Source organism: Sphingopyxis sp., from assembly GCF_050725615.1.
In the GTDB taxonomy this organism is placed as follows: Bacteria; Pseudomonadota; Alphaproteobacteria; order Sphingomonadales; family Sphingomonadaceae; genus Sphingopyxis.
Window position 1 is genome coordinate 1 of the sequence record NZ_JBOHHU010000064.1, and the last position, 24,536, is coordinate 24,536.

General features: G+C 65.5%; 20 protein-coding genes and 1 pseudogene. 12 read left to right on the plus strand and 9 right to left on the minus strand.

The genetic code is table 11. From position 1 onward, the window contains the following. The 3 genes and pseudogenes from ACREB7_RS14605 to ACREB7_RS14615 form a co-directional block, all read left to right on the plus strand. Positions 1 to 831 (plus strand): annotated as a pseudogene (locus tag ACREB7_RS14605) (hypothetical protein); the annotation flags it as partial. A gap of 202 nt (positions 832 to 1,033) precedes the next feature. Next, positions 1,034 to 1,195: an ADP-ribosylglycohydrolase family protein gene (locus ACREB7_RS14610; RefSeq protein WP_431593005.1), complete on the plus strand. Its 162-nt coding sequence runs from the start codon at positions 1,034 to 1,036 to the stop codon at positions 1,193 to 1,195. A 664-nt stretch (positions 1,196 to 1,859) separates the two neighbouring features. After that, positions 1,860 to 2,225: a RidA family protein gene (locus ACREB7_RS14615; RefSeq protein WP_431593006.1), complete on the plus strand. Its 366-nt coding sequence runs from the start codon at positions 1,860 to 1,862 to the stop codon at positions 2,223 to 2,225. A gap of 8 nt (positions 2,226 to 2,233) precedes the next feature. Here ACREB7_RS14615 and ACREB7_RS14620 read toward each other — a convergent pair whose 3' ends face one another. After that, on the minus strand, positions 2,234 to 3,334 hold the full coding sequence (locus tag ACREB7_RS14620; RefSeq protein WP_431593007.1) for a DNA alkylation repair protein: 1,101 nt from the start codon (positions 3,332 to 3,334) through the stop codon (positions 2,234 to 2,236). A 78-nt stretch (positions 3,335 to 3,412) separates the two neighbouring features. Between ACREB7_RS14620 and ACREB7_RS14625 the strand changes: the two genes are divergently transcribed. Then, complete coding sequence (locus ACREB7_RS14625; protein ID WP_431593008.1) at positions 3,413 to 5,686, plus strand: FdhF/YdeP family oxidoreductase; 2,274 nt, start codon at positions 3,413 to 3,415, stop codon at positions 5,684 to 5,686. Between the two features lie 6 nt (positions 5,687 to 5,692). Then, positions 5,693 to 6,343, plus strand: a complete 651-nt coding sequence (locus ACREB7_RS14630) for a DUF1345 domain-containing protein (protein ID WP_431593009.1) — start codon at positions 5,693 to 5,695, stop codon at positions 6,341 to 6,343. On the opposite strand, the gene mobA is transcribed toward ACREB7_RS14630, so the two are convergent. From mobA to ACREB7_RS14645, 3 genes are all read right to left on the minus strand, one after another. Then, positions 6,338 to 6,862, minus strand: coding sequence for a molybdenum cofactor guanylyltransferase (mobA, locus tag ACREB7_RS14635; RefSeq protein WP_431593010.1), 525 nt, complete (start codon positions 6,860 to 6,862; stop codon positions 6,338 to 6,340). The two genes, ACREB7_RS14630 and mobA, sit on opposite strands and share 6 nt — an antisense overlap. Then, positions 6,859 to 7,665: a formate dehydrogenase accessory sulfurtransferase FdhD gene (fdhD, locus tag ACREB7_RS14640; RefSeq protein WP_431593011.1), complete on the minus strand. Its 807-nt coding sequence runs from the start codon at positions 7,663 to 7,665 to the stop codon at positions 6,859 to 6,861. The genes mobA and fdhD overlap by 4 nt, the downstream gene beginning before the upstream one ends. Before the next feature lie 159 nt (positions 7,666 to 7,824). Continuing rightward, positions 7,825 to 8,991, minus strand: coding sequence for an iron-containing alcohol dehydrogenase (locus ACREB7_RS14645; protein ID WP_431593012.1), 1,167 nt, complete (start codon positions 8,989 to 8,991; stop codon positions 7,825 to 7,827). A 279-nt stretch (positions 8,992 to 9,270) separates the two neighbouring features. Here ACREB7_RS14645 and ACREB7_RS14650 point away from each other — a divergent pair, with 279 nt between their 5' ends. The 4 genes from ACREB7_RS14650 to ACREB7_RS14665 all read left to right on the plus strand — a co-directional run bounded on the left by ACREB7_RS14650 (position 9,271) and on the right by ACREB7_RS14665 (position 13,310). Further along, entirely contained in the window at positions 9,271 to 9,924 is a 654-nt protein-coding gene (locus tag ACREB7_RS14650; protein WP_431593013.1) for an RpiB/LacA/LacB family sugar-phosphate isomerase, read from the plus strand. Between the two features lies 1 nt (position 9,925). After that, the gene (gene kduD, locus ACREB7_RS14655) at positions 9,926 to 10,681 is read left to right on the plus strand and encodes a 2-dehydro-3-deoxy-D-gluconate 5-dehydrogenase KduD (protein WP_431593014.1); all 756 of its coding nucleotides are present in this window, start codon (positions 9,926 to 9,928) and stop codon (positions 10,679 to 10,681) included. Between the two features lie 120 nt (positions 10,682 to 10,801). After that, positions 10,802 to 11,809, plus strand: a complete 1,008-nt coding sequence (locus ACREB7_RS14660) for a sugar kinase (protein ID WP_431593015.1) — start codon at positions 10,802 to 10,804, stop codon at positions 11,807 to 11,809. Continuing rightward, on the plus strand, positions 11,796 to 13,310 hold the full coding sequence (locus ACREB7_RS14665; protein ID WP_431593016.1) for a carboxylesterase/lipase family protein: 1,515 nt from the start codon (positions 11,796 to 11,798) through the stop codon (positions 13,308 to 13,310). The genes ACREB7_RS14660 and ACREB7_RS14665 overlap by 14 nt, the downstream gene beginning before the upstream one ends. A gap of 93 nt (positions 13,311 to 13,403) precedes the next feature. Here the strand turns inward: ACREB7_RS14665 and ACREB7_RS14670 are convergent, their stop codons facing one another. The 3 genes from ACREB7_RS14670 to ACREB7_RS14680 are packed head-to-tail and all read right to left on the minus strand — an operon-like array spanning position 13,404 to position 16,194. Further along, positions 13,404 to 14,384: an alpha/beta hydrolase gene (locus tag ACREB7_RS14670; protein WP_431593017.1), complete on the minus strand. Its 981-nt coding sequence runs from the start codon at positions 14,382 to 14,384 to the stop codon at positions 13,404 to 13,406. Further along, positions 14,381 to 14,797 carry a cupin domain-containing protein gene (locus ACREB7_RS14675; RefSeq protein ID WP_431593018.1) on the minus strand — a complete coding sequence of 139 codons (417 nt, stop codon included), beginning with the start codon at positions 14,795 to 14,797 and terminating at the stop codon, positions 14,381 to 14,383. The genes ACREB7_RS14670 and ACREB7_RS14675 overlap by 4 nt, the downstream gene beginning before the upstream one ends. Beyond that, positions 14,794 to 16,194 carry a pectate lyase family protein gene (locus ACREB7_RS14680; protein WP_431593019.1) on the minus strand — a complete coding sequence of 467 codons (1,401 nt, stop codon included), beginning with the start codon at positions 16,192 to 16,194 and terminating at the stop codon, positions 14,794 to 14,796. The genes ACREB7_RS14675 and ACREB7_RS14680 overlap by 4 nt, the downstream gene beginning before the upstream one ends. A gap of 240 nt (positions 16,195 to 16,434) precedes the next feature. Here ACREB7_RS14680 and ACREB7_RS14685 point away from each other — a divergent pair, with 240 nt between their 5' ends. After that, positions 16,435 to 19,290, plus strand: a complete 2,856-nt coding sequence (locus ACREB7_RS14685) for a TonB-dependent receptor (protein ID WP_431593020.1) — start codon at positions 16,435 to 16,437, stop codon at positions 19,288 to 19,290. 66 nt (positions 19,291 to 19,356) lie between these two features. Next, entirely contained in the window at positions 19,357 to 20,970 is a 1,614-nt protein-coding gene (locus ACREB7_RS14690) for a family 43 glycosylhydrolase (protein ID WP_431593021.1), read from the plus strand. A 182-nt stretch (positions 20,971 to 21,152) separates the two neighbouring features. Here the strand turns inward: ACREB7_RS14690 and ACREB7_RS14695 are convergent, their stop codons facing one another. Both ACREB7_RS14695 and ACREB7_RS14700 read right to left on the minus strand, forming a co-directional pair. Continuing rightward, on the minus strand, positions 21,153 to 22,673 hold the full coding sequence (locus ACREB7_RS14695; RefSeq protein ID WP_431593024.1) for a UxaA family hydrolase: 1,521 nt from the start codon (positions 22,671 to 22,673) through the stop codon (positions 21,153 to 21,155). 4 nt (positions 22,674 to 22,677) lie between these two features. Then, on the minus strand, positions 22,678 to 23,727 hold the full coding sequence (locus tag ACREB7_RS14700) for a LacI family DNA-binding transcriptional regulator (RefSeq protein ID WP_431593022.1): 1,050 nt from the start codon (positions 23,725 to 23,727) through the stop codon (positions 22,678 to 22,680). A 146-nt stretch (positions 23,728 to 23,873) separates the two neighbouring features. On the opposite strand from ACREB7_RS14700, the gene ACREB7_RS14705 reads away from it, so the two are divergent. After that, the coding region (locus ACREB7_RS14705) for a 2-keto-4-pentenoate hydratase (protein ID WP_431593023.1) at positions 23,874 to 24,536 on the plus strand (663 nt) is incomplete at its 3' end.

Below are 24,536 nucleotides of genomic sequence, written 5' to 3' on the forward strand. Positions count from 1 at the left end.
GATCTGCTCTTCGCTGAACCTGCTTCGTTTCATTGTCGTCCGACTCCTTTGCGTCGGACTCTACCAAAAACCAGTCACATTTCAGGGGAGCACGTCACCGATCATCGTCGATTACAAAAAGAGCAGCTCCGGAAGCCCCAGCATTTCATCGCTGATCGTCTCCTGTCCCTGCTGACGGATGATCGGGTGAACATCGTGGACAGGCATTCCAAGGCCTTGCGCGATCTGGAGCCCCGGGATGTTGCCATCCTGTGCCCGACGCACAGCCACTGCGCGAGCTATGCCGCCGCGCTGCGGGCCCTGGGCTTGCCGGTCCGCGTTGCGGAAGGAGGCTGGTGGCAAAGCAAGATCGTTCAGGCAGCATGCTTCGCGCTTCGTTTCGCCGTCGATCCGCCAGACAATCACGTAACGATCTGCACCGCAACGCTCGGCCCGGGCGCAACGCCGCTCGGCGATGCTCTTGGCGCTCTGGCCCGAGACGGCCCGATCGAGACACCAGAACTCATGGCATTGCAGGGACTTTGGCCTGACTCGCTTGCGACGCCGGCGGACAGACTGGTCCATCGGGTGATCCAGGTTGCCGGGCTGCGAGACTGGTGCGACCGGCTTGACGATCCCGCCCAAATGAGAGCGAGACTTCTTCGCTTCGAGGCTGAAGCGGCGGCATTCTTGGATGCACACCGGGATATGCGCGAAGCCTCAGGTTTCCATGGCCAGAGTGCCAACGTTTTCCTTGGGTGGCTCGAGAACAAGGTCGGCTTGAACGGTTCGCTAGCGCTCGAATTTGAGCGCCAAGACGGTTGGCGTTTGCGACCTCAAGAAGCCGCCTGAGACGCTTTGCCCCCTCAGTTCCCTTGATCGCTGGCAGATCCGCATAATAGGAAACCGCAGCGGATATGCGAGGCAATCGCATCGCGTCCCGGCCGAACTTAGCCCAGGTGCTCGCGATATCATCGGTTGATTGGATTCGCCGAGATGCCATCAGGGTGAATAGCAGCGAGCAATCTGCCAGAAACGACTCAAGGTGCACAATGTGCTCGAGCTTACCACTGCTGCCATTGCCGGGCAGTTGGTTGGTGCGCTCTACGGTGCATCGTCAATTCGGCAGTCATGGCTCGACAAGCTGGCCTGGCGCGACGAGATTGAAGCTCTTGCGCGTAATCTGGCTTTTCCGACGACTGCACGGATAGGCTAGTGGGGGCATTTCGACCAGACCAGTTCGTAGAACTCTTCGCGGGTGAACCTTTGGCTCATCTCGACAGGACTCCAGACTTCCATTCAGGATTGTGCGGCATAGGGCAGGAGGGCGCCTACCCTCGAAGAATGCTCCTACGACACCTCATCCTGAAAAGCCCGCAGATTGCAGATTCGACCAAACGATACGGTCCCGTCGCACAGTCAGGGCAGCCCGCCGCAAAGATCCCTTTTTTGGGGGTATCGATGGGGGTATTCTGCGCGATGATTGCAAGGAAATCGATGCACAGCAGATAGTTATAAGCTGGCAAAAGATCCCTCCTCCGCTACCAACTTCCACCACATCACGGTTCGATCCCGGCCGGCGGCATGGCTTGCGGCAGGGTGCGGATAATCGTCTTGATCCCGGGCGGCCCCATCGCCATATTCCTTGCATCGTCAACAAAGGAAAGGAGGTGGTCTGATGTCTCATTGTCACTTGCCGCGTGCGGCGGAATTTGAGCACGGCCTCCACGCAGGAGCCTGGCTCGCCTGAGCCGTCCGCATTCTGGCTGACAATGGAAGGGCCGTCCCGTGAGGGGCGGCCTTTCGCTTTTCGCGGGTATCGCAAGCGGTGGATCGGCGTGATATCCCGATCCGGCGCGCGAGGGGGGGAGAGGCACGAGATGACATCCGGCACGATGGACGGTCCGCATTATTCGCCCTTCACCGTCGCAGGCGGTCTGGTGTTCGTGTCGGGACAGCTGCCGCTGCGGCCCGGCCGCGATACGTCGCTGACCCATGCGCCCTTTGCCGAGCAGGCCGAACAGGCATTGCAGAATCTGAAGAGCGTGCTGGAACAGGCGGGCGTCGGTCTGGCGCAGGTGGTCAAGACCACGATATTCCTCAGCGATATCGATGATTGGGGCGAAGTCGACGCCATCTATGCCCGCGTTTTTGGCGACAATCGTCCGGCGCGCAGCGTGGTGCCCACCGGGCCGCTGCACTTCGGCTTCCGGATCGAGATCGAGGCGATCGCGCGCGCGAACTGAGCGCCGCGTCAGTCCGACAGGTCGAAAGCGGCGGTCGCCATGACCCGGCCGTTGACGATGAGGTCGACGGCGTGTCGCCCGATATGGTGGCGACGGGTGCTGAAATCGCGGATCGTCTGACGGATTGCCAGCGTCGCACTTTCGCCGCCGGCAAGATCGAACGCTTTCCATTTGAACACTTTGGCGGCGATCTTGCCGCCGGCGCGGGCATAGTGAATGCGATAGTCGACGACGAGCGACTGAGCGTCGCGTGCATCGGACGCCAGCGTCGCCGCGATCGCGATCCGGTCGCCGAGGCGGATGGTCGCGGGTTCGATCGCGAAGCGTTGCACCGTCACCGCCGCGCCATGGCCGACGCCGATCAGCGCGAGCGCGCGGGGATCGCCCGCCTTGATCAGCGTGCGCAGTGCGTGGCGGACGATCCATCGCGTCGCCGCCTCATCCTGCGACCAGCCCGCCAGCCGATCGAGCAGCCAGTCGGGGCGATCCTTGGCGATATCGTTGAGATGGTTGGCGACCGATTTGCGGACATAGACGGCGGGATCGGCCTTGAGCGTCTCGAGGATCGGGGCGCCGAGTGTCGGATCGGCCTTCAACGCCGGAACGCGCGCCGCCCAGGGCAGGCGTGGGCGGCAGCCTTCGCTGGCGAGGCGGCGGACATGCTCGTTGTCGTCGCGCGTCCAGCCGAGCATGACCGCGAGCGTGCGGTCGGGGTCATGGGCCAGAAACGGCCGGATCGCGAATTCGGCGGTGCCATAGCGCGTCAGATCGGCGAGCGCGGCCAGCGATGCGTCGAAATCGTCAAGGCCGTGGCGCGCGACATATTCGGTGACCGCGACCGCCTGGAACCCGTGGGTCAGATGCGGCGCCATCGTGCGGACGACCGGCAGCGCGGTTGCATAATCGGCGGGCAGCGCGGCGGCGAGCGCGTCGGCGATACGGCGCACGCGTTCCATGATCGAGAGCGCGTCGAGGCCGTCCGAAGCGGCGGAGAGGAACGCGGCGCGGTCGAAACGCGGCGACGCGGCCGAGCCGGCGTCGGCGATGGTCGCCAGCGCCTGCGGCCCGAGAATATCCTTGAGCAGGGCGGGGCTGTTCTCGGTCGTCACGGTGGGCAGGCTCCAGATCGTTGTTTTCGTTTCGACTATAGATACAGCGCGGAAAAATTACGCTAGGATCGCACGACCATGGCCGACGATAAGCCTCGATACAAAAGCTACAACAGTCCCGCCGGCGGCTGGGGCGCGGCGGCGGCGACGGCCAAGGTGCTGATGGAGCAGAGCGTCGTCGGCAAGGGATCGCGCGCCTTGCTGTCGATGAACCAGCCCGGCGGGTTCAAATGCCCGAGCTGCGCCTTTCCCGACGCCGATTGCAAGAAGGCGCTCGAATTCTGCGAGAATGGCGCCAAGGCGCTGGCGCATGAGGCGACGAAATTCCGCGTGACGCGCGACTTTTTTGCGCAGCACAGCGTCACCGACCTGATGGCGCAATCGGACTATTGGCTCGAGATGCAGGGACGGCTGACCGAGCCGATGCGTTACGACGCCGCGACCGACCATTATGTGCCGGTGAGCTGGGACGACGCCTTTGCGCTGATCGGCGATCATCTGCGCGCGCTCGACAGCCCCGACGAGGCCGAATTCTACACCTCGGGCCGCACCGCGAACGAGACGGCCTTTCTCTATGCGATTTTCGTGCGCGAGTTCGGCACTAACAATTTTCCCGACTGTTCGAACATGTGTCACGAACCGACGAGCCGGGGGCTGCCGCATTCGATCGGGGTCGGCAAGGGCACGGTGGTGCTGGGCGACTTCGAACATGCCGAAGCGATCTTCCTGATCGGGCATAATGCGGGGACCAACGCGCCGCGGATGATGACCCCGCTGGTCGAGGCGCGCAAGCGCGGGGTGCCGATCGTCGCGGTCAACCCGATGCCCGAGCGCGCGCTGATCAAATTCACCGAGCCGCAGGACATCGTGCAGATGGCGACCTTCGGCGCGACCGAGATTAGCAGCGAATTCGTCCATATCGCGATCGGCGGCGACCTCGCCTTCCTCAAGGGCATGATGAAAGTGCTGTTCGAGCGCGAGGCGGCGGGCGAGGCGGTACTCGACCGCGCTTTCATCGCCGAACATACGGCGGGGTTCGACGCGCTGCGCGCCGATGTCGAAAGCGCCGACTGGGCGGAGATCGTCGCGGTGTCGGGGATCGCCGAGGAGCAGATACGACGCTGCGCCGACATCTATATCCGCTCGAACGCGACGATCATCTGTTACGGCATGGGGATTACCCAGCATCAGGAGGGATCGCGGCTTGTCCAGCAAGTCGCCAACCTGCTGTTGCTTCGGGGCAATTATGGCAAGCCCGGCGCGGGTATCTCGCCGATCCGCGGCCATTCGAACGTGCAGGGCGACCGCACCGTCGGGATCGATGAGAAGCCGAGCCAGGCCTATCTCGACAAGGTCCGCGATGTGTTCGGTTTCGAGCCGCCGCGCGCCGACGGTCATCACGCCGTGGAATCGGTCGAGGCGATGCAGGCGGGGACCGCCAAGGTCTTCATCGGGCTGGGCGGCAATTTTGTGCGTGCGGTGCCCGATACCGACCGCGCCTATGCCGCGATGCGCAAGCTGAAGCTGACCGTCGGCATCGCGACCAAGCTCAACCGCGGGCATCTGGTGCATGGTCAGGACGCGCTGATCCTGCCGGTGATCGCGCGGTCGGAGCGGATCGAGACCGCGAAGGGGGAGCAGTTCGTCACGATCGAGGATTCGATGTCGAACGTCACCGCCTCGCGCGGCGTGCTCGATCCCGCGAGCGAGCATCTGTTGCCCGAGACCGAGATCGTCTGCCGGATGGCGCTGGCGACTCTGCCCGACAGCAAGGTCGATTGGGCGCGCTATATCGACGATTATGATGCGATCCGCGACAAGATCGCGGCCGTCTATCCCGCGCTCTACGAGGGTTTTTCGGAACGGATCAAGGCGCCGACGGGCTTTCATCTCGACATTCCGCCGCGTCGCCGCGTCTGGGCGACGCCGAATGGAAAAGCCAATTTCCTGATCCTGCCGGGACTGCACGCCAATGCTCCCGTCGCCGATCCGACGATGCTGCGGCTCGCCACGGTGCGCTCGCACGATCAGTTCAACACCACCATCTACAGCTATAACGACCGCTATCGCGGGGTCTATGGCGACCGGATGATCGTCTTCGTCAACGCCGAGGATCGCGTCGCGCGCGGTCTCGACGCAGGGGCGAAAGTGGCGCTGGAGACGATCAGCGACGATGGCGTGGTCCGGCGCGTCGAGGGGCTGACCCTGCTCGACTATCCGATGTCGCGCGGGGCGGTCGCGGGCTATTATCCCGAACTTAACCCGCTGTTGCCGCTCGCTTTCTATGACAAGGTCAGCGGTTGTCCGGCGGCGAAATCGATCCCGGTGCGGATCGTGGCGGCGCGGGCCTAGGGCGAGGTGACGGGCAGGAGGCCCTTTACGCCCGGCCGGCATATCGCGCCGGTCCGCTTCCTCGTCTTTGGTGCCGTTCTGATCGTCGCGGTCGGCGGCGCTTATGCGCTGGGATGCGCCATGCGGTCTGCCCTGCTGGTCGGGTTCGACGCCGCCGCGCTAGTTTTCCTGGCATCGATCGCTCCGCTGCTCTCCGCCGACGCCGACGCGATGCGTCAGCGATCGCAGGACAATGACGCGAACCGATCGGGTCTGCTCGCGATTTCGGCGCTCTTGTCGCTGGTGATCCTGTTCACCGTCGGTGCGCTGATCGCCAGTCCGGGCGATCTCGGCGGCGGCGACGTGGTGCTGATCGTCGCGACGCTGGTGCTCGCCTGGCTGTTCGCGAACATGGTGTTCACGTTGCACTATGCGCATCTCTTTTATCGGCAGGCGAAGGGAAGCGACCGGGGCGGGCTGGAGGTGCCGGGAACGCACGAGCCCGATTATTGGGACTTCCTCTATTTCGCCTTCACGCTCGGCATGACCTTCCAGACCTCGGACGTCAGCGTCACCGGCGCGCATATGCGCCGCGTCGTGCTGGGGCATTGCATGGCGGCGTTTCTGTTCAACATGGGAATATTGGCGTTCACCGTGAACGCCCTCGGCGGGTTATAAGTCCGCCAGCCGGTCGAGGTCGGCCGGGCTGTTGATGTTGGGCGGGACGAAGTCGGCGATGACCGCGCGCGCGCCGATCCGGCGCGCAAAGGCGCGCATCGACCGGTCGCGATCGTCCTCGAGCAGCGCCTCGAGCTCGCCGCGTGCCGCGACGGGCCACAGGCCGATCACCGGCTGGCTTTCGAGAAAGGCGGGCGCCGGGTCGAGCTGCGCGCGCAGGTCGGGAGGCAGGCGGACACAATCGACCGAGATGCTGAGCAGCTGGTCAAAGCCGTTGGCGGCGGCATGGCGGAGCGCCCCTGCGATGCCGCCGAGCGGGCCCCGGTCGGGGGCGGGCCAGTCGGCCACCATCGGTTGATTCTCGACCGGCCGGCCGACGACGATCAGCGCGTCGACGTGCGGGCGCAGCGCCGCGAGCGCATGGTCGAGCAAAGGGCGCCCGGCCAGCAAGGCGACCGCCTTGTCCGAGCCGAAGCGCGTCGCGCGCCCGCCCGCAAGTATCGCACCGAGCGTCTTCATCCGATCATGCCATGCGCGTCGCAGACGATCAGCGCCGAGTCCTCGCGCGCCAGCGTGACGAGGGTCAGTCTGGCGGCGGCGGCACGCTCGGCGGCGAGGCTGGTCGGGGCCGAGATGGTGACGAGCATCGGGCAACCCGCGCGCACTGTCTTTTCGACCAGTTCATAGCTGCAGCGCGCCGATAGCAGGATGAAGCCGCTGCCTGCATCGACGCCGCTGCGCGCCAGGGCGCCGATGAGCTTGTCGAGCGCATTGTGCCGCCCGACATCCTCGCGCACGCACCGGATCGCGCCGTCGGGGGCACAGAAGGCGGCGGCGTGGGCGGCGCCCGTGGCGCGGCCGAGCGGCTGATGATCGGGCAGCGCCGCCAGCGCCGCCGCGATCGCCTCGCGCGTCGTTGCGATCCGCGCGGTCATCGCGGGCAGTGGGCGCAATACCTGTTCGATATTCTCGATTCCGCACAATCCGCAGCTGCTTTCGCTCACCCGCTTGCGTGCGCGTTCGAGAGCCCTTTCGGCGCGCTCGGGGGGCAGCCAGAGGCGCAGCGCAAAACCGCCCTCGACCGGATGGACGTCGATGCTGCGGATTTGCGCGGCGGTCTCGACCAGGCCTTCGCCGAGGGCGAAGCCGGTCGCATAATCCTCCAGGTCGGAGGGGGTCGCCATCATCACGGCGTAGCCGATTCCGCACACCTCGACCGAGACGGGCGTCTCGACCGCGAGCTCGCGGGCGAGATCGGCGTCGTCGGTGCCGCCAAAGTCGAGACGGCGGACGGGGCGCGGCAGGCTCGGGGACGGGGTCATGCGCCGGTCATAGGCGCGTGGGTGACGGGCGCAAGCGGAGCGGGGAAGGTGCCCCGCTTCCTCGATGAGACGCAGGAGAGAGGGAAGCGGGGGCAGGCGCGCTTAAGCAGGGTCCCGATTGCCGAAGGATGAACGGACAGGGCGATCATTGTCGGAGCACTAGCTCGCCCACACCTGCGCATAGAGCGCCGCCATCTCGTCGGCGTCGGGCACGCGCGGGTTGTTGGCGGGCGAGCCCGATGCCGCCGCCTGCGCGCACATCGTCGGGACGAGCGCGTCCCAGCGCGCGGCGTCGATGCCCCATGCAGCCGGGCCGGGCACTTCGAGGTCGCGGTTGAGCGCCGTGAGTTCGCCCAGCAACCGGGCGACCGCCGACTGGTCGCCCTCGCGCTCGTCGGCGATACCCATGGCGCGGGCGCAATCGCCATAGCGGTGGAGCGCGGCGGGGGCCGACCAGGCGGTGACGGCGGGCAGCAGCATCGCGTTCGACAGCCCGTGCGGGACGTGGAAATGCGCGCCGATCGGGCGGCTCATCCCGTGGACCAGCGCCACCGAGCTGTTGGAGAAGGCGATGCCCGCCTGCGTCGCGCCGAGCATCATCGCCTCGCGCGCGGTGGCGTCGTTCGGGTCGGCGCAGACGCGGCGGAGGTTGGGGGCGAGCGCGCGCATCGCGAGCAAGGCCATGCCGTCGCTGAATGGATTGGCGCGTTTCGACACATAAGCCTCGATCGCATGGACCAGCGAGTCGATGCCGGTGTCGGCGGTCAGGCGCTTCGGCTTGGTGAAGGTCAGCTCATAATCGACGAGCGCCGCGACGGGAAGGTAGGCGAGGCCGGGACATAGCATCTTTTCGTCGGTGCTTTCCTCGGTGATGATCGTGAAACGCGTCGCCTCCGACCCCGTGCCCGCAGTGGTCGGGATCGCGATGATCGGCAGGCCGGGTTCGTCCTGCACATGCGGCGCCTTATAGTCGGCCATCGCGCCGCCGTGCACCGCGAGCAGCGCGATCGCCTTGGCGCTGTCGAGCGGGCTGCCGCCGCCGAAACCGACGACGCAGTCGTGATCGGCTTCGCGGAGGAAGGCGAGGCCAGCGTCGATCGAGGCGACCGTCGGGTCGGGAACGGTGTCGGCGAAGACGCGTGCGGCGATTCCCGCACCAGCCAGCCCGTCGGCGAGTTCCGCGACGCGTCCGCTGCTCAGGAGAAAGGCGTCGGTGACGATCAACGGCCGCGACAGACCGAGCGCGGCGAGCACCTCGGGCAATTGCTTCGACGCGCCGCCGCCGATGCGCAGGATGCGGGGCAGGGCGATGCTGGCGATGGTCAAATCATCCTCTCCTTGTCGGGTGCCCGTCACCCTAGCTTGCCCGGCCCGTCATGCAAATCACCGGCGCGTGCCGTCGCGCGTTCAATCGATCTTGACACCGGTTACCTTGAAGCATAGGACGATGCTCAACGACAGATCGGCGAGGATGGCCCTTGCGTTCGCCAACGCCATTGCGCGCCCATATTGGCCGGGCGGTGTGACGATGCGGCGGACCGTGCGATAGGTTTCACAAACGGCGCCGGACTCCGCGCTGCCGAGGAAGAGCAAAGGAACTGGACCATGAAGATTGCGCTGATCACCGAGAACAGCCAGGCCGCCAAGAACGGCATCATCCACGAAGCGCTGACCGCCGTCGCCGAGCCGCTGGGGCATCAGGTCTTCAACTATGGCATGTATTCGGCCGACGACGAGGCGTCGCTGACCTATGTGATGAACGGCCTGCTCGCCGGCATTCTGCTCAATTCGAAGGCCGCCGACTTCGTCGTCACCGGTTGCGGCACGGGGATGGGGTCGATGCTCGCGTGCAATGCCATGCCCGGCGTGTTCTGCGGGCTCGTCATCGATCCGACCGACGCCTTCCTGTTCGGGCAGATCAACGACGGCAACGCGATTTCGATGCCCTATGCCAAGGGCTTCGGCTGGGCCGCCGAACTCAACCTGCAGGACGTCTATCGCAAGCTGTTCGACGGCGAACGCGGTCTTGGTTATCCCAAGGAGCGCGCCGAGATCATGCGCACGAACCGCGGCATCCTGAAGGATCTGAAGGCAGCGTCGTGCCGCGACATGCTGACGGTGCTCAAGACGGTCGACCAGGACCTGTTGCGCGCCGCGATCGCGGGCGAGAAGTTTGCCGAATATTTCTATGCCAATTCGCAGGACGAAGCGATCAGCGCCTATCTGAAAAGCCTGTCGGCGGAGCCGGCGCTCGCCTGACATGACGAAGTTGTTCGATCTTTCGGGCAAGGTGGCTTTGGTCACCGGCGCCAACACCGGCATCGGGCAGGGTATCGCGCTCGCGCTCGCCGAGGCGGGGGCGGAGATCGCCGCCGCGGGCCGCTCGCCCGCCGACGAGACCATCGGCAAGGTGCGCGGGCTGGGGCGCAGAGCCGAGAATTTCGCCGCCGACCTGTCGAGCGTCGGCGCGGTGCAGCCGCTGGTCGATGCGGTGCTGGCCGAGTTCGGCCGGATCGATATACTGGTGAACAACGCCGGCATCATCCGGCGCGCCGACGCGGTCGATTTTACCGAGGCCGACTGGGATGCGGTGATGGACACCAATCTCAAGACGCTCTTCTTCCTGTGTCAGGCGGTCGGCCGCCACATGATCGCGCGCGGGTCGGGCAAGATCATCAACATTGCCTCGATGCTGACCTTTCAGGGCGGCATCCGCGTGCCGAGCTACACCGCGTCGAAATCGGGCGTTGGCGGGCTGACCAAGCTGCTCGCCAATGAATGGGCGGCGAAGGGCGTTCAGGTCAACGCGATCGCCCCCGGCTATATCGCGACGAACAACACGGCTGCCTTGCAGGGCGACGAGACGCGCAACCGCCAGATCATGGACCGTATCCCGGCGGGCCGTTGGGGCGATCCGAAGGATATCGGGGGAGCCGCAGTGTTCCTGGCGTCGTCGGCGTCGGACTATGTGCAGGGCCATATTCTCGCCGTCGACGGCGGCTGGCTCGCGCGATAACAACAAAAACATCACCGTAGCCCTGAGCTTGTCGAAGGGCGCCTATCCGAGAAGCACCCTTCGACAAGCTCAGGGCTACGGTAAGGCAGAAACCGGCAGTATCGACGAACGGGAGTTGGGATGAGCAAGCTGGTCTTTTTCGGCGAATTGCTGATCCGCCTGACCGCGCCGGGGAACGAGCTGCTGATGCAGTCGCCCGCGCTGTCGCTCCATGTCGGCGGGGCCGAGGCGAATGTCGCGATCGGGCTCGCGCATCTCGGCCATGATTGCGCGATGGTCGGCAAAATTCCTTCCAACGCTCTGGGTCGCGGAGCGGTGGCGGCGGTGCGCGGCGCGGGCGTCGATTGCACCGCCGTCACGCCTTGTCCGGGGCGGATGGGGCTCTATTTCCTCAGTGTCGGGGCGGGGCTGCGCGCATCCGAGATCGTCTACGACCGGGCGGGGTCGAGCTTTGCCGCGAGCGGGCCGCAAGATTATGATTTCGACGCGCTGCTCGCCGGCGCGCGGCTGCTCCACCTGTCGGGCATCACCCCCGCGCTCGGCCCGCGCTCGGCCGAGGCCGCGCTGGCGGCGGCGCGCGCGGCCAAACGGCTGGGCGTGCCGATCAGCTTCGACGGCAATTATCGCGCGATGCTGTGGGAGGCATGGGACAGCGACCCGCGCGCGATCCTCTCCGAATTGATCGGGCTGACCGACATCCTGTTCGGCAACCACCGCGACCTGTCGTTGGTGCTCGGCCGCGATTTTTCGGGCGAGGGCGCGGACCGGCGGCGCGAAGCGGCCGACGCGGGTTTTGCGGCCTTCCCCGACCTCAAGCTGATCGCCTCGACCGCGCGACACACGGTATCGGCCGACCATCACCGCATCGCGGCGCGCGTCGATCTGCGCGACAGCGCGCATCAGACCGACGAGATCGACGTGACCGGCATCGTCGACCGCATCGGCGCGGGCGACGCCTTTGCCGCCGGGGTTCTGCACGCGCATCTTGGCGGCGGCGATGCCCGCGCGATGGCCGACAGCGGCCTCGCACTGACCTGCCTCAAACACAGCTTGCCCGGGGACGCGAGCCGCTTTAGCCAGAGCGATATCGACGCGTTTCATGGGGGAGGACTCGATGTCCGGCGCTGAGCCGTTCAGTCGTCGCAAGCTGCTTGGCGGAGCAGCGGGATTGGTCATGCTCTCTTATGCCGCGCCTTCATGGGCGCAGCCGTCGAATGCGACGGTGACCGCGACCGACGGCACCTATCGCAGCAAGCCGCGCAAGGAAAATGAGTCACTGTGGGCAATCGCCTATCCCGGCATTCGCTACGCGCGCGCCGAACGATTCCGCGCGCCGGTGCCGGTGACAACCGCCGAACAGCCTTTCGCCGAACAGGGGCAATATGGTCCCGCTTGCCCGCAGGCGGGCGATCGCTACCAGCCGCAATCCGAAGACTGCCTGTTTCTCAACGTGTGGACCCCCACGGCGCTGGCGAAGAAACCGCGCGCGGTGATGGTCTATTTCCACGGCGGCGCCTATTCGGCGGGCAGCGTCACCGATCCGCTCAATGATGGCGCGGCGCTCGCGGCGCAGGGCGATGTCGTCGTCGTCACGGTCAACCACCGCCTCAACGCGTTCGGTTACCTCTACCTGCCCGACCGTTTTCCCGACAGCGGCAATGCCGGCCAGCTCGACCTGATCGTCGCGCTCCGGTGGGTGCAGCGCAATATTGGGGCGTTCGGCGGCAATCCCGCCAATGTCACCGTCTTCGGCCAGTCGGGCGGCGGCGCGAAGATCGCGACGCTGATGGCGATGCCCGAGGCGGCAGGGCTGTTCCACAAGGCGATCACGATGAGCGGGCAGCAAGTCACCGCCTCGGGCCCGATCAACGCGAGCAAGCGCGCGGTGGCATTCCTCGACAAATTGGGTCGGGGCGTCGATCCCGCCACGGCGCCGGTCGATCAAATCGTCGCGGCACTGTCGGCGACCGACCCGATCATCGGCGGCGGGGTCTATATGGGCCCGGTGCTCGACATGAAGCATCTGACGCGCCATCCCTTCTGGCCCGACCCCGCGCCGCAGTCGCTGACCATCCCGATGATGCTGGGCAATACGGTGATGGAGACGCGGGCCTTTTTTGCGGCCGACGGGAAGCAGTTGGCGGGCCTCACCTACGACAATCTCGCCGCGCGGATCGGCCCCGAAATGCGCGTCGATATCGATCCTGTCTGGGTCGTTGCGCAGTTTCGTACCCGCTATCCGGGCGCGCAGCCGCTCGAATTGTTCCATCGCATCGTCACCGCCGCGCGCAGCTGGCGCGGGCAGGTCGAGGAGGCCGAGGCGCGCGCGCGGGCAGGGGCGCCGGCCTTTGTTTACCAGCTCGACTATATGGACGCGAAGCACGCCGACGACATCGCGCTCGTCTTTGGCACCGGTCCCGATCAATCGACGTGCAAGCATCAGGTGAGCGCCGCGATGATCACCGCCTTCACCCGCTTCGCGAAAACGGGGAATCCGGGCTGGGCGGCCTATGATCTCAAGAAGCGTCGCACGATGATCTTCGACGCCTATGCCCGGGTCGCGGATAATCCGCGCGCGTGGGAGCGCGAACTGTTCGCGCGCGTCCCCTATATCCAGCCGGGGTCATAAAATCCGTCATTGCGAGGAGCCGAAGGCGACGCGGCAATCCAGTGTCGCGTAAACCGCCCTGGATTGCTTCGCTACGCTCGCAATGACGAGGATTTAGACGATCTGCCGCGCTGCGAGCCAGTTCCAATAGAGGTCGGGCCAGGCCGCGACGGGAAGTCCCGTCGTCTTCATCAGCCCGAAGCCATGGCCGCCCTCGGCGAAATAATGCGCTTCGCATGGGGCGCCGATCGCGCGCGCGGCGCTGTGGAGGCGCAGGCTGTTTTCGACCTTCACCACATCGTCGTCCTCGGCGTGGAGCAGGAACAGCGGCGGCATGTCGGTCCGGGCCTGCTGCTCGGGTGAATAAAGCGCCTGTCGCGCCGCGTCGGGGTCGGGGCCGAGCAATTTTTCGCGGCTGACGGCGTGCGCGATCGCCGGGTCCATCGACACGACCGGATAGAAGGCCGCGAGGGCGTCGGGGCGTGCGGAGAGGGCATCGGCGGCGTCGACCGGCGCATAGGCGCTGGCGTCGAAGCGCGTCAGCAGGCTGGTCGCAACATGGCCGCCGGCCGAAAAGCCGCCGAAGGCGACGCGCGCCGGGTCGATGCCGTCAACGCCCGCGCGGCTGCGCACCAATCGCACCGCGCGCTGCGCATCGGCGAGCGGAACATTCGATCGGTCGGGCCAGCCATCACCGGGCAGGCGATAGAAGAGGACATAGACGGTGACGCCGCGTTCCTTGAGCCAGCGCGCGAGCTCATAGCCTTCCTTGTCGACCACGACATAGCGATAGCCACCACCGGGGGCGAGGATCACCGCCGCGCCATTGGGCTTTTCGGGGCGGAAGAGGTCGAGGCGCGGGCGGGTGATGCCCTGCAGCATCCGGTCGCTGGCGTTCGGGTCGTCGCTGCGCTGGACCACGCTTTCGACGAGGCCCGGCGGCACCGCGAGATGACCCTCGGGCCACAGCGCGATGCTGGCGTCGGGGACGATGCCGGCGGGGCGTGTCCAGGCGGCTTTCGCTTGCGCCGTCGCTGCGCCGGCCAGCGGCAGCGCCAGTCCGGCGGCCAGCAGCGCGCGGCGGCCGAGCGTCATGGCTGGTCCGCCGCCTTGTTCGAATAGTTGTTCGGATAGGCGATGATGAGGACCAACGGTGCGTCGCCGGTCTGGCGGATGCCGACCTTTGCGCCCTTGTAAAGCCAGGCGGCGGTGCCGGCCTTGAGGTCCTTCTCTTCGCCATCCGAATGGACCACGCCAGTGCCCGACAGGACGTAGTAGATTTCGTCATGGTCGATCGGATGGACGCCGATCGCGGCGCCGACGTGCAGCGCGCGCTTGCGAAATTCGAAGCTGCGCGGGGCGGGGACTTGGTCGCTGATCCGGTACGCGGTCGACAGGCCGATCGCGCCGTGCGGCGGCGCTTCCTCACGCACTGTTGCAGCCTCGTCGATCACGATCATTGCGGGCGCCGAGCCGCCGGCCAGCAGCAGCGCGAGCAGCGCGCTCATTTCACGCCGCCGCGCGAATCGAGGTCGCGTGCCGAGAGATGCTCCTGCGGCATCGGCGCGGTCTGCGCGGGATAGAGGAGACCCCAGCGTGGCTCCATCGTCGCCAGGTCCCAATCGCCCTCGACGAAGGGCGCGCGGACCGCTTGCTGGACCTTGGGATAGCCGCTGACTTCCTTTTCGTCGTCGATCACCTCGCCGCGTCCCTCGGCGACGAAGAATAATATGCGGATTTCCTCGGCATCGCGCGCCCAGGGGCGGGCGCCGGCGGTTGTCAGCAGCGAGGTTTCGACGTCGCGGACCGGCAGGATCCGGTATCCCGCGATCGGAGCGAGCGGCGTCTTGGCGCGGATCAGTTGCGCGCGCGTTTCGCCATAGCGGCCGACCTCAGGCAGCGGCTCGCCGTGGCGGTCGACCGCCAGATTGTCCTTGCCGTAAAATTCGAGGTCGCCGTCGCCGCCGAGCATCAGGAAGGGCAGCTTCGCATCGGTGTCGTTGCCGCCGCGCATGACGTTGGCGATCGCGGTGATCTGGCCCGTTACATAGGGATGGCCGACCCATTCGAGGTTCATCAAATTATAGTGCACCGCGCGGTGCTGCGGATTGTAGATCAGGTTGTTGATCATCAATGCCTGCGCGCCGCCCTTGATCAGCGGATTGCGCTCGACATTATGCGCCCAGATATTGCGGTAAAAGACGATGCCGGTAGCATTGTCGTGGATCAGCGACCCCTTGCTGTGCTCGCCCTTGGGATGGCTCGCGTCGGCGAGGCCCTCGGCGGCCAGATTGTTCGAGAAGGTGATATTGTGGCTGGTGCCCTGGCGCCATTCGTCGACCGTCTTGCCGGTGAAACGCGGACCCGACGCCGACATATTCTCGTCGATCGCCCACAGGAAGGTGCAATGGTCGACGATCACATTGGTCGCGGCGACGGTCGAAAAGGCGTCGGCTTCCCATCCGCTGCGTTTCGGCTGGCCATCGACCCCGGTGTAGACGCGCAGATGGCGGAAAATCACGTCGTGCGTCTTCACGTCGATGCCGGTGCGGATCAGCGTGATGCCGGGGCCGGGCGCGGTCTGCCCGGCGATGGTCAGGAAGGGATGCTTCACCTCGATCGTCGTGCGACCCATATCGATCACGCCGCCGACCTCGAACACGACAATGCGCGGTCCGGGGGTCTCGATCGCGGCTTTCAGCGACCCCGGGCCGTCGGGGGCGAGCGTCGTTACGCGCAGTATCTGGCCGCCGCGCCCGCCGATCGTCTGCGCCGCCGGACCCACCGCGCCGGGGAAGGCGAGGGGGGACGAATCGGCCGCCATCGCGACGGGCGCAGGCCACATCGGCGCCATCAACATCGCCGCAAGCCACAGCTTTTTCAGCATCCTGCCTCTCCTCTTCATTGGGGTATTGACACAGTGGTCTATATCCTTCAGTCTTCCTGACACCGGTTACCCCAATCGGTCAACGAGAAAATATTGTCGGGAGAGGGCAATGGATGGCCGGTCGCGAAATCGCGACGGTATTGCCTCACTCTCTAAAATTTCAAGGCGAGCGGTCGGATCGATCTGCTTTGTCACGCAAAGTAACCGGTGTCATTTGCCGCTCAGGCGGCGGCGGGGCTGGTAAACGGGAGGAACATGATGGCTATTCACGCAATGCAGGGCGTCCGCAATTTGGCGAGGTTGGCGTGCGGGGTTTCGCTCGCCGTGCTGGCGGTGTCGCCGGCCTGGGCGCAGGATGCGGCCGACGCCGCCGCGCCCGCTGACGAGGTGGCCCCCGAAGACGAAATCGTCGTCACCGGCTTTCGCGCCTCGCTCGACAAGGCGCTCGACGTCAAGCGCGACTCGGTGTCGGCGGTCGACGCGATCGTCGCCGAGGATATCGCCAAATTTCCCGACCAGAATCTCGCCGAATCGCTGCAGCGCATTCCCGGCATCACCATCCAGCGCGACGGCGGCGAAGGCCGCGGCATCACGGTGCGCGGGTTGGGTTCGCAATTCACCCGCGTCCGCGTCAACGGCATGGAAACCGTTGCGACCTCGACCGACGGCGCGTCGGCGAACCGCGACCGCGCGTTCGACTTCAACGTCTTCGCCTCCGAACTGTTCAGCTCGATCGTCGTCCACAAGACCGCCGAAGCCTCGCTCGACGAAGGCTCGCTCGGCGCGGTGGTCGACCTCAACACCGGCAACCCGCTCGCGGGCAAGAGCGGCTTCACCGCCGCGCTGTCGGCCCAGGCCAGCTACAACGACCTCTCCGAAAAGACGGGCCCGCGCGTCGCGGGGTTGCTGAGCTGGGTCAATGACGCCGGCACGCTCGGCTTCGCGGTCTCGGCCGCCTATTCGGACCAGAAGACCCTCGAACTCGGTAACAACACGGTTCGCTGGGCGCAGGCGCGTTTCGACTCGGTCGACGGGACGCCGTGCTGGACGACGGCCAATTCGGGTGGTTCCTATATTCCCAGCGCGATCTGCGACCCGGTGGCGCTCGCCTTTCACCCGCGCATTCCGCGCTATGGTGAGATCGCGCACGACAAGAAGCGCCTCGGCATCACGGGGTCGATCCAGTTCGCGCCGACCGACGCGACCAAGATCTCGCTCGACGGCCTCTATTCCAGCTTCAAGCACCAGCGCCGCGAGCGCTGGGCCGAAGTGCTGCTGCGCAGCAACGAACGTTCGATCAACGTCAGCGACTATGAAATCGACGGCGACAATAATCTGATCTCGGCAACGCTCGACGACGCCTGGGTGCGCACCGAACATTATCTGCGCAAGGCCAAGACCGAATTCTATCAGGTCGGCGCCACTTGGGACCAGGATGTCGGCGACAGCTTCCGTTTCACCCTGCTCGGCGGCATGTCGAAATCGACCGCGTCGATCCCGCTCGAAACGACAATCGTTTTCGACGACCGCGACGCGCAGGACTATCGCTATGATTATAGCGACATGGCCAACCCGCTGCTGACCTTTGGCACCAGCGTGACCACGCCATCGAACTTCCAGCTCGCCGAAATCCGCGACCGTCCGTCGGAGGTCGAGAATAAGTTCCGCACCGTGCAACTGCGCACCGAATGGGATGTCGCCGACGGGTTTACGGTCAAGGCGGGCGGCGTCTATCGTCGCTTCGACTTCTCCAGCATCGCTTTCACGCGCGATACTGTGGTGTGCGGCAATGGCGGCGTCGATCGCGTCCTTGGTACGATCAATTGTTCGCCAACGTCGGCTTTCGGCCCTGCTGCGGTCTATGGTTTCCCGGGCACTTCGGCGTTGGCCGACCTGTTCACGCTGGGCAAGGCAGGCCAGCCGGCAGGCACGACCACCCAGTGGCTCGTCCCGAACCTTGATGCTACGACCGCCTTCACCAACCTCTACAATCGGACGCCGGTACTCGACGCCGGCAACAATCGGGCGGTGCGCGAAGAGGTCACGGGCGGTTACCTGCAGTTCGATGCCAAAGGCGAAGTGGTCGGTCTGCGTTACGCGCTCAATGCGGGTGTCCGGTACGTGCACACGGATCAGACGTCGAGCGGCCTGACCAGCGGTACCCTCGTCACGTTGAAGCGCAGCTATGAAGACTGGCTGCCTTCGATGAACCTGGCGCTGTTCCCGCACGACGATGTCATCATCCGCGCTGCGGTTGCCGATGTTATGACGCGTCCGACGCTGGGCAATCTGACCCCGGGCGGTTCGGTCGACGGATTCAACTATCGCATCAACTACGGCAATCCGGTGCTCAACCCGTTCCGCGCAACGTCCTACGACTTGGCCGTCGAATGGTATTTCGCGCCGCAATCGATCTTCTCGGTCGCGTTGTTCAAAAAAGATATCGCCAGCTTCCCCGTCGCGACGACGACAAGCGGCACCTTTGCATCGACCGGTCTGCCGTTGTCGGTTATTCCGCCAAGCAGCCCGGCCGCAGGCGACCCGGAACGCCAATTGTGGACGATCACGTCGATCGGAAACGGCGCGGGCGCGAAGCTCAAGGGCGTCGAAATCTCCTTGCAGGCGCCATTCAAGTTCCTGCCGGGCTTCCTGTCGAATTTCGGCGGCATCGCCAACGCGACCTTTGTCGACTCCGATGCCGACTATACCGTTGCGGGTCCGACGATTAATCCCTGCGTCGCGCCGAATTGCGCCTTTGGCCCGAACATCCCCGGCGTCCGCAACGGCACGCTCTTCAACCTGTCGAAGCGCGCGTATAATGGCACGCTCTATTATGATGACGGCAAGTTGAGCGCGCGCGCCTCGATCAGCTATCGCAGCCGCTATGCCGACGCCAACAGCGGCACCGGCAACGTCTTCGAAGGCTATGGTTCGACGATCAACGTCGATGCGTCGGTCCGCTATGCGATTACCGACAATATCGAAATCTCGGTCGAGGGCATCAACCTGACCGACGAATATCGCTATCGCTTCACCGACATCGATGCCGATCGCAATTATGAGAATAATCATTTCGGCCGCACCTTCCTGTTCGGTGCGCGCGTCAAGATCTGATGTGACGGATTAGTCCCGGAAAGGCCCGGTCTTCGCTTGCGGGGGCCGGGCTTTTCTTTTGGAGGAATGAATGTGACCGATCGCCGCGCAATGTTGAAGCTGGCCGGAACCGGGTTGTTCGCCACCGGGCTGTCGGGGTTGGGTGCGCCGGCCGCCCTCGCGGCGACGGCAGCGGGAGGTGTGGCGCCGCCATGGGCGAAGGGCTTCGACGGCCAGCGCAAGGCCGACCTCGGCGACGGGCGCTTCCTCAACCCGATCATGGCGGGCGACCATCCCGATCCGTCGATCCTGAAGGACGGCGCCGATTATTATATGACCTTCTCGACCTTCGACAGCTATCCGGGGCTGGTGATCTGGCATTCGCGCGATCTGGTGAACTGGCGGCCGATCGGCCCGGCGCTGACGAAGAATATCGGATCGGTGTGGGCGCCCGAACTGTGCAAGCATGAAGGCCGCTACTATCTCTACATCCCCACCAAGGGTCCGAACACCAGCTGGGTGATCTGGGCCGACCGGATCGAGGGGCCGTGGAGCGACCCCGTCGACCTGAACCTGCCCAACCATATCGACCCCGGCCATGCGGTGGGTGAGGACGGGTCGCGCTGGCTGTTCCTGTCAGGCGGCGACCGGGTGCGGCTGACGGACGACGGCCTGTCCCGCCTCGGCGAGCCCGAGCATGTCTATGATCCCTGGCGCTACCCGTCCGACTGGGTGGTCGAGGGGTTCGCGCCCGAGGGGCCGAAGATCACGCACCACGGCGACTATTTCTACATGGTCACCGCCGTTGGTGGCACCGCAGGGCCGCCGACCGGGCATATGGTGATCGCGGCGCGCTCGAAGTCGATCCACGGGCCGTGGGAAAATTGCCCGGCCAACCCGCTCGTCCATACCAAGACGGCGGGCGAAAAATGGTGGTCGCGCGGCCATGCGACCTTGGTCGAAGGACCGGCGGGCGACTGGTGGAGCGTCTATCACGGTTTCGAGAATGGCTATTGGACGCTCGGGCGACAGGCGTTGCTCGACCCGGTCGAGTGGACCGACGACGGCTGGTTCCGCATGACGGGCGGCGATTTGTCGCAGCCGATCATAAAGCCCAAGGGCGGGACGGTCGCGGGACCGCACGGCATGGCGCTCTCGGACGATTTCAAGACGCTGGCGCTCGGCGCGAAATGGAATTTCTTCAAGCCCGCCCCCGACGAGCGCGACCGCGCGCGGGTCGAGAATGGCGCGCTGTTACTCGCGGCGCGCGGCAAGGCGCCGTCGGATTCGTCGCCGCTGCTGCTGATTGCGGGCGATCAGGCGTACAGGTTCGAATGCGATATCGAGATCGCGCCGGGCGGAACTGCCGGGTTGATCCTCTTCTATGACGAAAAGCTGTACTGCGGACTCGGCTTCGACGGCGAGCGCTTCGTCACCCACCAATATGGCATCGAACGCGGTCGCCCCGTCAACCCGCATGGTCGCACGATGCGGATGCGGGTGACCAACGACCGGCATATCGTCACCTATGACACCAGCGGCGACGGCGGAAAGACATGGGTCCGCTTCGATCGCGGCATGGAGGTGTCCGGCTACCACCATAATGTGCGCGGCGGTTTCCTGATGCTGCGGCCGGGGCTGTATTCGGCTGGAACGGGCGAGGCGCGTTTCCGCAATTTCCGCTTCGAGGCGCTGGCGTAGCGAAATCTGTTTCGCGCAAAGACGCAAAGACGCAAAGAAGATGCGCAGGTTTCGAAGCCCGGTGCCGCCGCAGGCGGCCTTGGAAGGCGCTTCGCGCGAAGGAAGGCGGAATGTCGATCCTTGGCACCCACCTCTTCGTGGCTTTGCGTCTTTGCGCGAAACTTTTCCTGCGCTGCGGCGCCCTAAAGCGTCACGCCCGATTTCCAGATCGCGATGTCGCGTTCCTCATTGGCTTCGGCGCGCGTTTCAGCGCCCGAGGCGGTGGCGGCGATCAGGTCGAGCAGCGCCTCCGACGCCGCATCGAAGCCTTCGGTGAGCACCTGGCCCGCGTCGAAATCGATCCAGCCCGCCTTGCGCTCCGCCAGCGCGTGATTCGATGCGATCTTGAGCGTCGGGGCAGGGAAGCCGAGCGGGGTGCCGCGTCCGGTGGTGAAGAGGATCATCGTCGCGCCGGCGGCGGTCAGCGCGGTCGACGACACCGCGTCATTGCCCGGCGCTTCCAGCAGGGTGAGGCCCGGCAGGACGGCCTCGCCGCCGTAGGGCCGGACATCGACCACCGGAACCTGGCCGCCCTTCTGCACCGCGCCGAGCGACTTTTCCTCGAGCGTGGTGATGCCGCCTGCGATATTGCCGGGGGAGGGGTTTTCGCTCACCGGCTCGCCGTGGCGGATGAAATAGTCCTTGAAGCTGCGGACCAGCGTCACCGTCTCGTCGAACACCGCGTGCGAGACCGCACGGTCCATCAGCATCTGTTCGGCGCCGAAGATTTCAGGGATTTCGGTGAGGATGACCTTGCCGCCCGCGCCCGCGACCGCATCGGCCATGCGCCCGACGAGCGGGTTGGCGGTGAGGCCCGACAGCCCGTCGGATCCGCCGCATTTGACGCCGAGGGTGAGGGCGGAGAGTGGCACGTCGCTGCGTGTCGTCGCGCCCGCGATATCCACCAGCTCGTCGACCAGCGTCAGCGCGGCGGCGACATCGTCCTCGACCGCTTGCGCCGACAGCGTGCGAATGGAGGCGCGGCGTTCGGGCGGGATCATGTCGAGCAGCGCGCCGAGCTGATTGCTCTCGCAGCCGAGGCCGACGATCAGGACGCCGCCGGCGTTCGGGTGCTGCGCCAGCGCCGCGAGCAGGCCGCGCGTGTGGCCCAGGTCGTCGCCGAGCTGCGAACAGCCGAACGGATGTTTGAAGGCATGGACACCATCGACGCGCCCGCCATGGCGTTCGTCCGCAATCCGCGCGACCCGCGCCGCGAGATTGCCGACGCAGCCGACCGTCGGCAGGATCCAGATTTCGTTGCGCGTGCCGACGCGGCCATCGGCGCGGCGATAGCCGGCGAAGCGGCGCGTCGCGATCGGCGGCGCAGGGGGAGCGGAATCGCGCGGCGCATAATGATAATCGTCGGCGCCGCTCAAGGCGGTCGCGAGATTATGGCTGTGGACATGGGCGCCCGCCGCGATGTCGGCCGTCGCAACGCCGATCGGGAACCCATATTTGACCACCGTATCGCCGCGGCCGATCGCGGCGAGGGCGAATTTGTGGCCGCGCGGCACCGCGTCGACCAGCACGATCTCTATGCCATCGACCATCACCCGGTCGCCAGCCGCCGCATCGGTCAAACAGGTCGCCACGCTATCCGCAGGGCGGATACGTAGCGCCGATACCGGTGTCATTTCGGTGTCAGGGGCCGGGGCAGGGTTCATCATATCAACGCTTCGGGGCGGCGACCGATTGCCGCTCGATAAAGGTGGAGGCCATGACATTTGCTTCGTCCAAAGATTTTGCTCCGATATCGAGAAAGTCGGGCACCAGGGTGCGCGCGGCGCGCACGCCCATTTCGCGGATCGGCCAGCGCACGGTGCTGAGCGCGGGCCAGATATGCGTCGCGGTCGGGCTGTCGTCGAAGCCGATGATCGACAGGTCGGCCGGCACCGCGATGGCCTTGCTGTGCGCGACGCTCATCACGCCGGCCGCCATCTCGTCGTTCGAGCAGAAGATCGCGGTCGGCGGGGAGGCGAGCGACAGCAATTTCTCGCCGGCTTCGATCCCGGCGGTGTAGCGATAATTGCCCGGCGCCGAATAGTCGGCGGGCAGCGTCAGCCCCGCTTTGGCCAGGGCTTCGTGGAATCCCTTTTCGCGTTCGGCGGCCGACCGGAACCCGACCGGGCCGCGGACGAAACCGATGCGGCGATGGCCAAGCCCGACCAGCTTACCGACCGCTTCGGCCACCACTTCGCGGTCGTTCGACGACACGCAATGTTTGGCGTCATCAAGCTGCGCGGACCCGATCCGGACGTAACGCACGCCCAGATCCTCGCAGAGCGCGGCGAGGTCGTCATTCTCCGAAATCGGCGGCAACAGCATCGCGCCGATCGGGCGCTGCTTTTCCAGGAACACGCGCACATCGTCGAGCATCCGGTCCGATCCGCGATCGACCGGGCGGACGAGCAGCGCAAGGTCGCTGTCCTTGATCGCGTCGAGCACGCCCTGTTGGAAATTGAGTACGGTCTGCGCGTTCGGATTGTCGTGAAGCAGCGCGATCAGGAAGTTGCGGCGAAATGCCAGCGCCCGCGCCTGCGGGTTGGGGACGAAGCCGAGCATCTTGATCGCCTGTTCGACCGCTTGCCGCGTCTTGTCGGTGATGAATTCGGATCGGTTGATGACCCGGCTGACGGTTTTTTTCGACACGCCGGCGAGCGCCGCGACATCGTTGATCGTCGGTTGCTTGCCGCTTTTTTCCCGCGTGCGTGGCGCCATGGACGTTTCACTTTTCCTTTGCGGGCCCGGTTGGTCCGGCTCGCCGCTTCCTACTGCGCGCCCGCTGTCACAAAATCAACCGCGCTGATGGCTATTCGCTTGCTTTTGACACCGGTGTCTCTTACAGGAAATTCCGGATGAGGGAAATGACAAAGATGCTGGCAACGAGCGAACAACAAGCCATAGCCAAGGCGTTTCTGGCGGCGCGGGCGACAAAGACACCGCTTACCGTCTATCCGGGCGCGATGCCGCAGGACATGGCCGGGGCTTATGCGATCCAGGATTCGGCGATCGCCTTCGACGGACGCCCGATCGGCGGCTGGAAGGTCGGGCGGATCGCCAATGAACTGGTCAGCCGCTATGGCGGCAACCGCATCGCCGGCCCGATCTTCACCGACGAGATCATCGAAGCCGCCGCTGGCGGGGAGCCCGCGATGCCGGTCTATGGCGGCGGCTTCGCAGCGGCGGAGGCCGAGGTGTTGCTGCGCTTCGGCGACGTTGGCACGCGGGGCTATGATATCGTTTCGGTCCGCGACGTGATCGAAGAGGTCCGCACCGGGATCGAGATTGCCAGTTCGCCCTTTCCCGAAATCAATAAACATGGACCCGCGGTCACCGCGTCGGACTATGGCAACAACAAGGGGCTGGTGCTCGGCCCGCGCATCGACGGGTGGCGGGACGCCCACCTGATCGCGATGCCGGTCGAATTCCGGATCGACGGCGAACGGGTTGGCGCCGCGACGATGGAAACGATGCTCGACGGCCCCTTCGGTTCCGCGCTGTTCCTGATCAATACGTTGCGGGCGCGG

Bases quoted from the DNA above. Each gene is read 5' to 3' on its own strand.
- ACREB7_RS14650 (WP_431593013.1), top strand. From the start codon at position 9,271: ATGAAGATTGCGCTGATCACCGAGAACAGCCAGGCCGCCAAGAACGGC.
- ACREB7_RS14690 (WP_431593021.1), top strand. From the start codon at position 19,357: ATGAATGTGACCGATCGCCGCGCAATGTTGAAGCTGGCCGGAACCGGG.
- ACREB7_RS14615 (WP_431593006.1), top strand. From the start codon at position 1,860: ATGACATCCGGCACGATGGACGGTCCGCATTATTCGCCCTTCACCGTC.
- ACREB7_RS14665 (WP_431593016.1), top strand. From the start codon at position 11,796: ATGTCCGGCGCTGAGCCGTTCAGTCGTCGCAAGCTGCTTGGCGGAGCA.
- ACREB7_RS14670 (WP_431593017.1), bottom strand. From the start codon at position 14,384: ATGACGCTCGGCCGCCGCGCGCTGCTGGCCGCCGGACTGGCGCTGCCG.
- ACREB7_RS14685 (WP_431593020.1), top strand. From the start codon at position 16,435: ATGGCTATTCACGCAATGCAGGGCGTCCGCAATTTGGCGAGGTTGGCG.
- ACREB7_RS14625 (WP_431593008.1), top strand. From the start codon at position 3,413: ATGGCCGACGATAAGCCTCGATACAAAAGCTACAACAGTCCCGCCGGC.
- mobA (WP_431593010.1), bottom strand. From the start codon at position 6,862: ATGAAGACGCTCGGTGCGATACTTGCGGGCGGGCGCGCGACGCGCTTC.
- ACREB7_RS14695 (WP_431593024.1), bottom strand. From the start codon at position 22,673: ATGAACCCTGCCCCGGCCCCTGACACCGAAATGACACCGGTATCGGCG.
- ACREB7_RS14675 (WP_431593018.1), bottom strand. From the start codon at position 14,797: ATGAGCGCGCTGCTCGCGCTGCTGCTGGCCGGCGGCTCGGCGCCCGCA.
- fdhD (WP_431593011.1), bottom strand. From the start codon at position 7,665: ATGACCCCGTCCCCGAGCCTGCCGCGCCCCGTCCGCCGTCTCGACTTT.
- ACREB7_RS14660 (WP_431593015.1), top strand. From the start codon at position 10,802: ATGAGCAAGCTGGTCTTTTTCGGCGAATTGCTGATCCGCCTGACCGCG.
- kduD (WP_431593014.1), top strand. From the start codon at position 9,926: ATGACGAAGTTGTTCGATCTTTCGGGCAAGGTGGCTTTGGTCACCGGC.
- ACREB7_RS14700 (WP_431593022.1), bottom strand. From the start codon at position 23,727: ATGGCGCCACGCACGCGGGAAAAAAGCGGCAAGCAACCGACGATCAAC.
- ACREB7_RS14680 (WP_431593019.1), bottom strand. From the start codon at position 16,194: ATGAAGAGGAGAGGCAGGATGCTGAAAAAGCTGTGGCTTGCGGCGATG.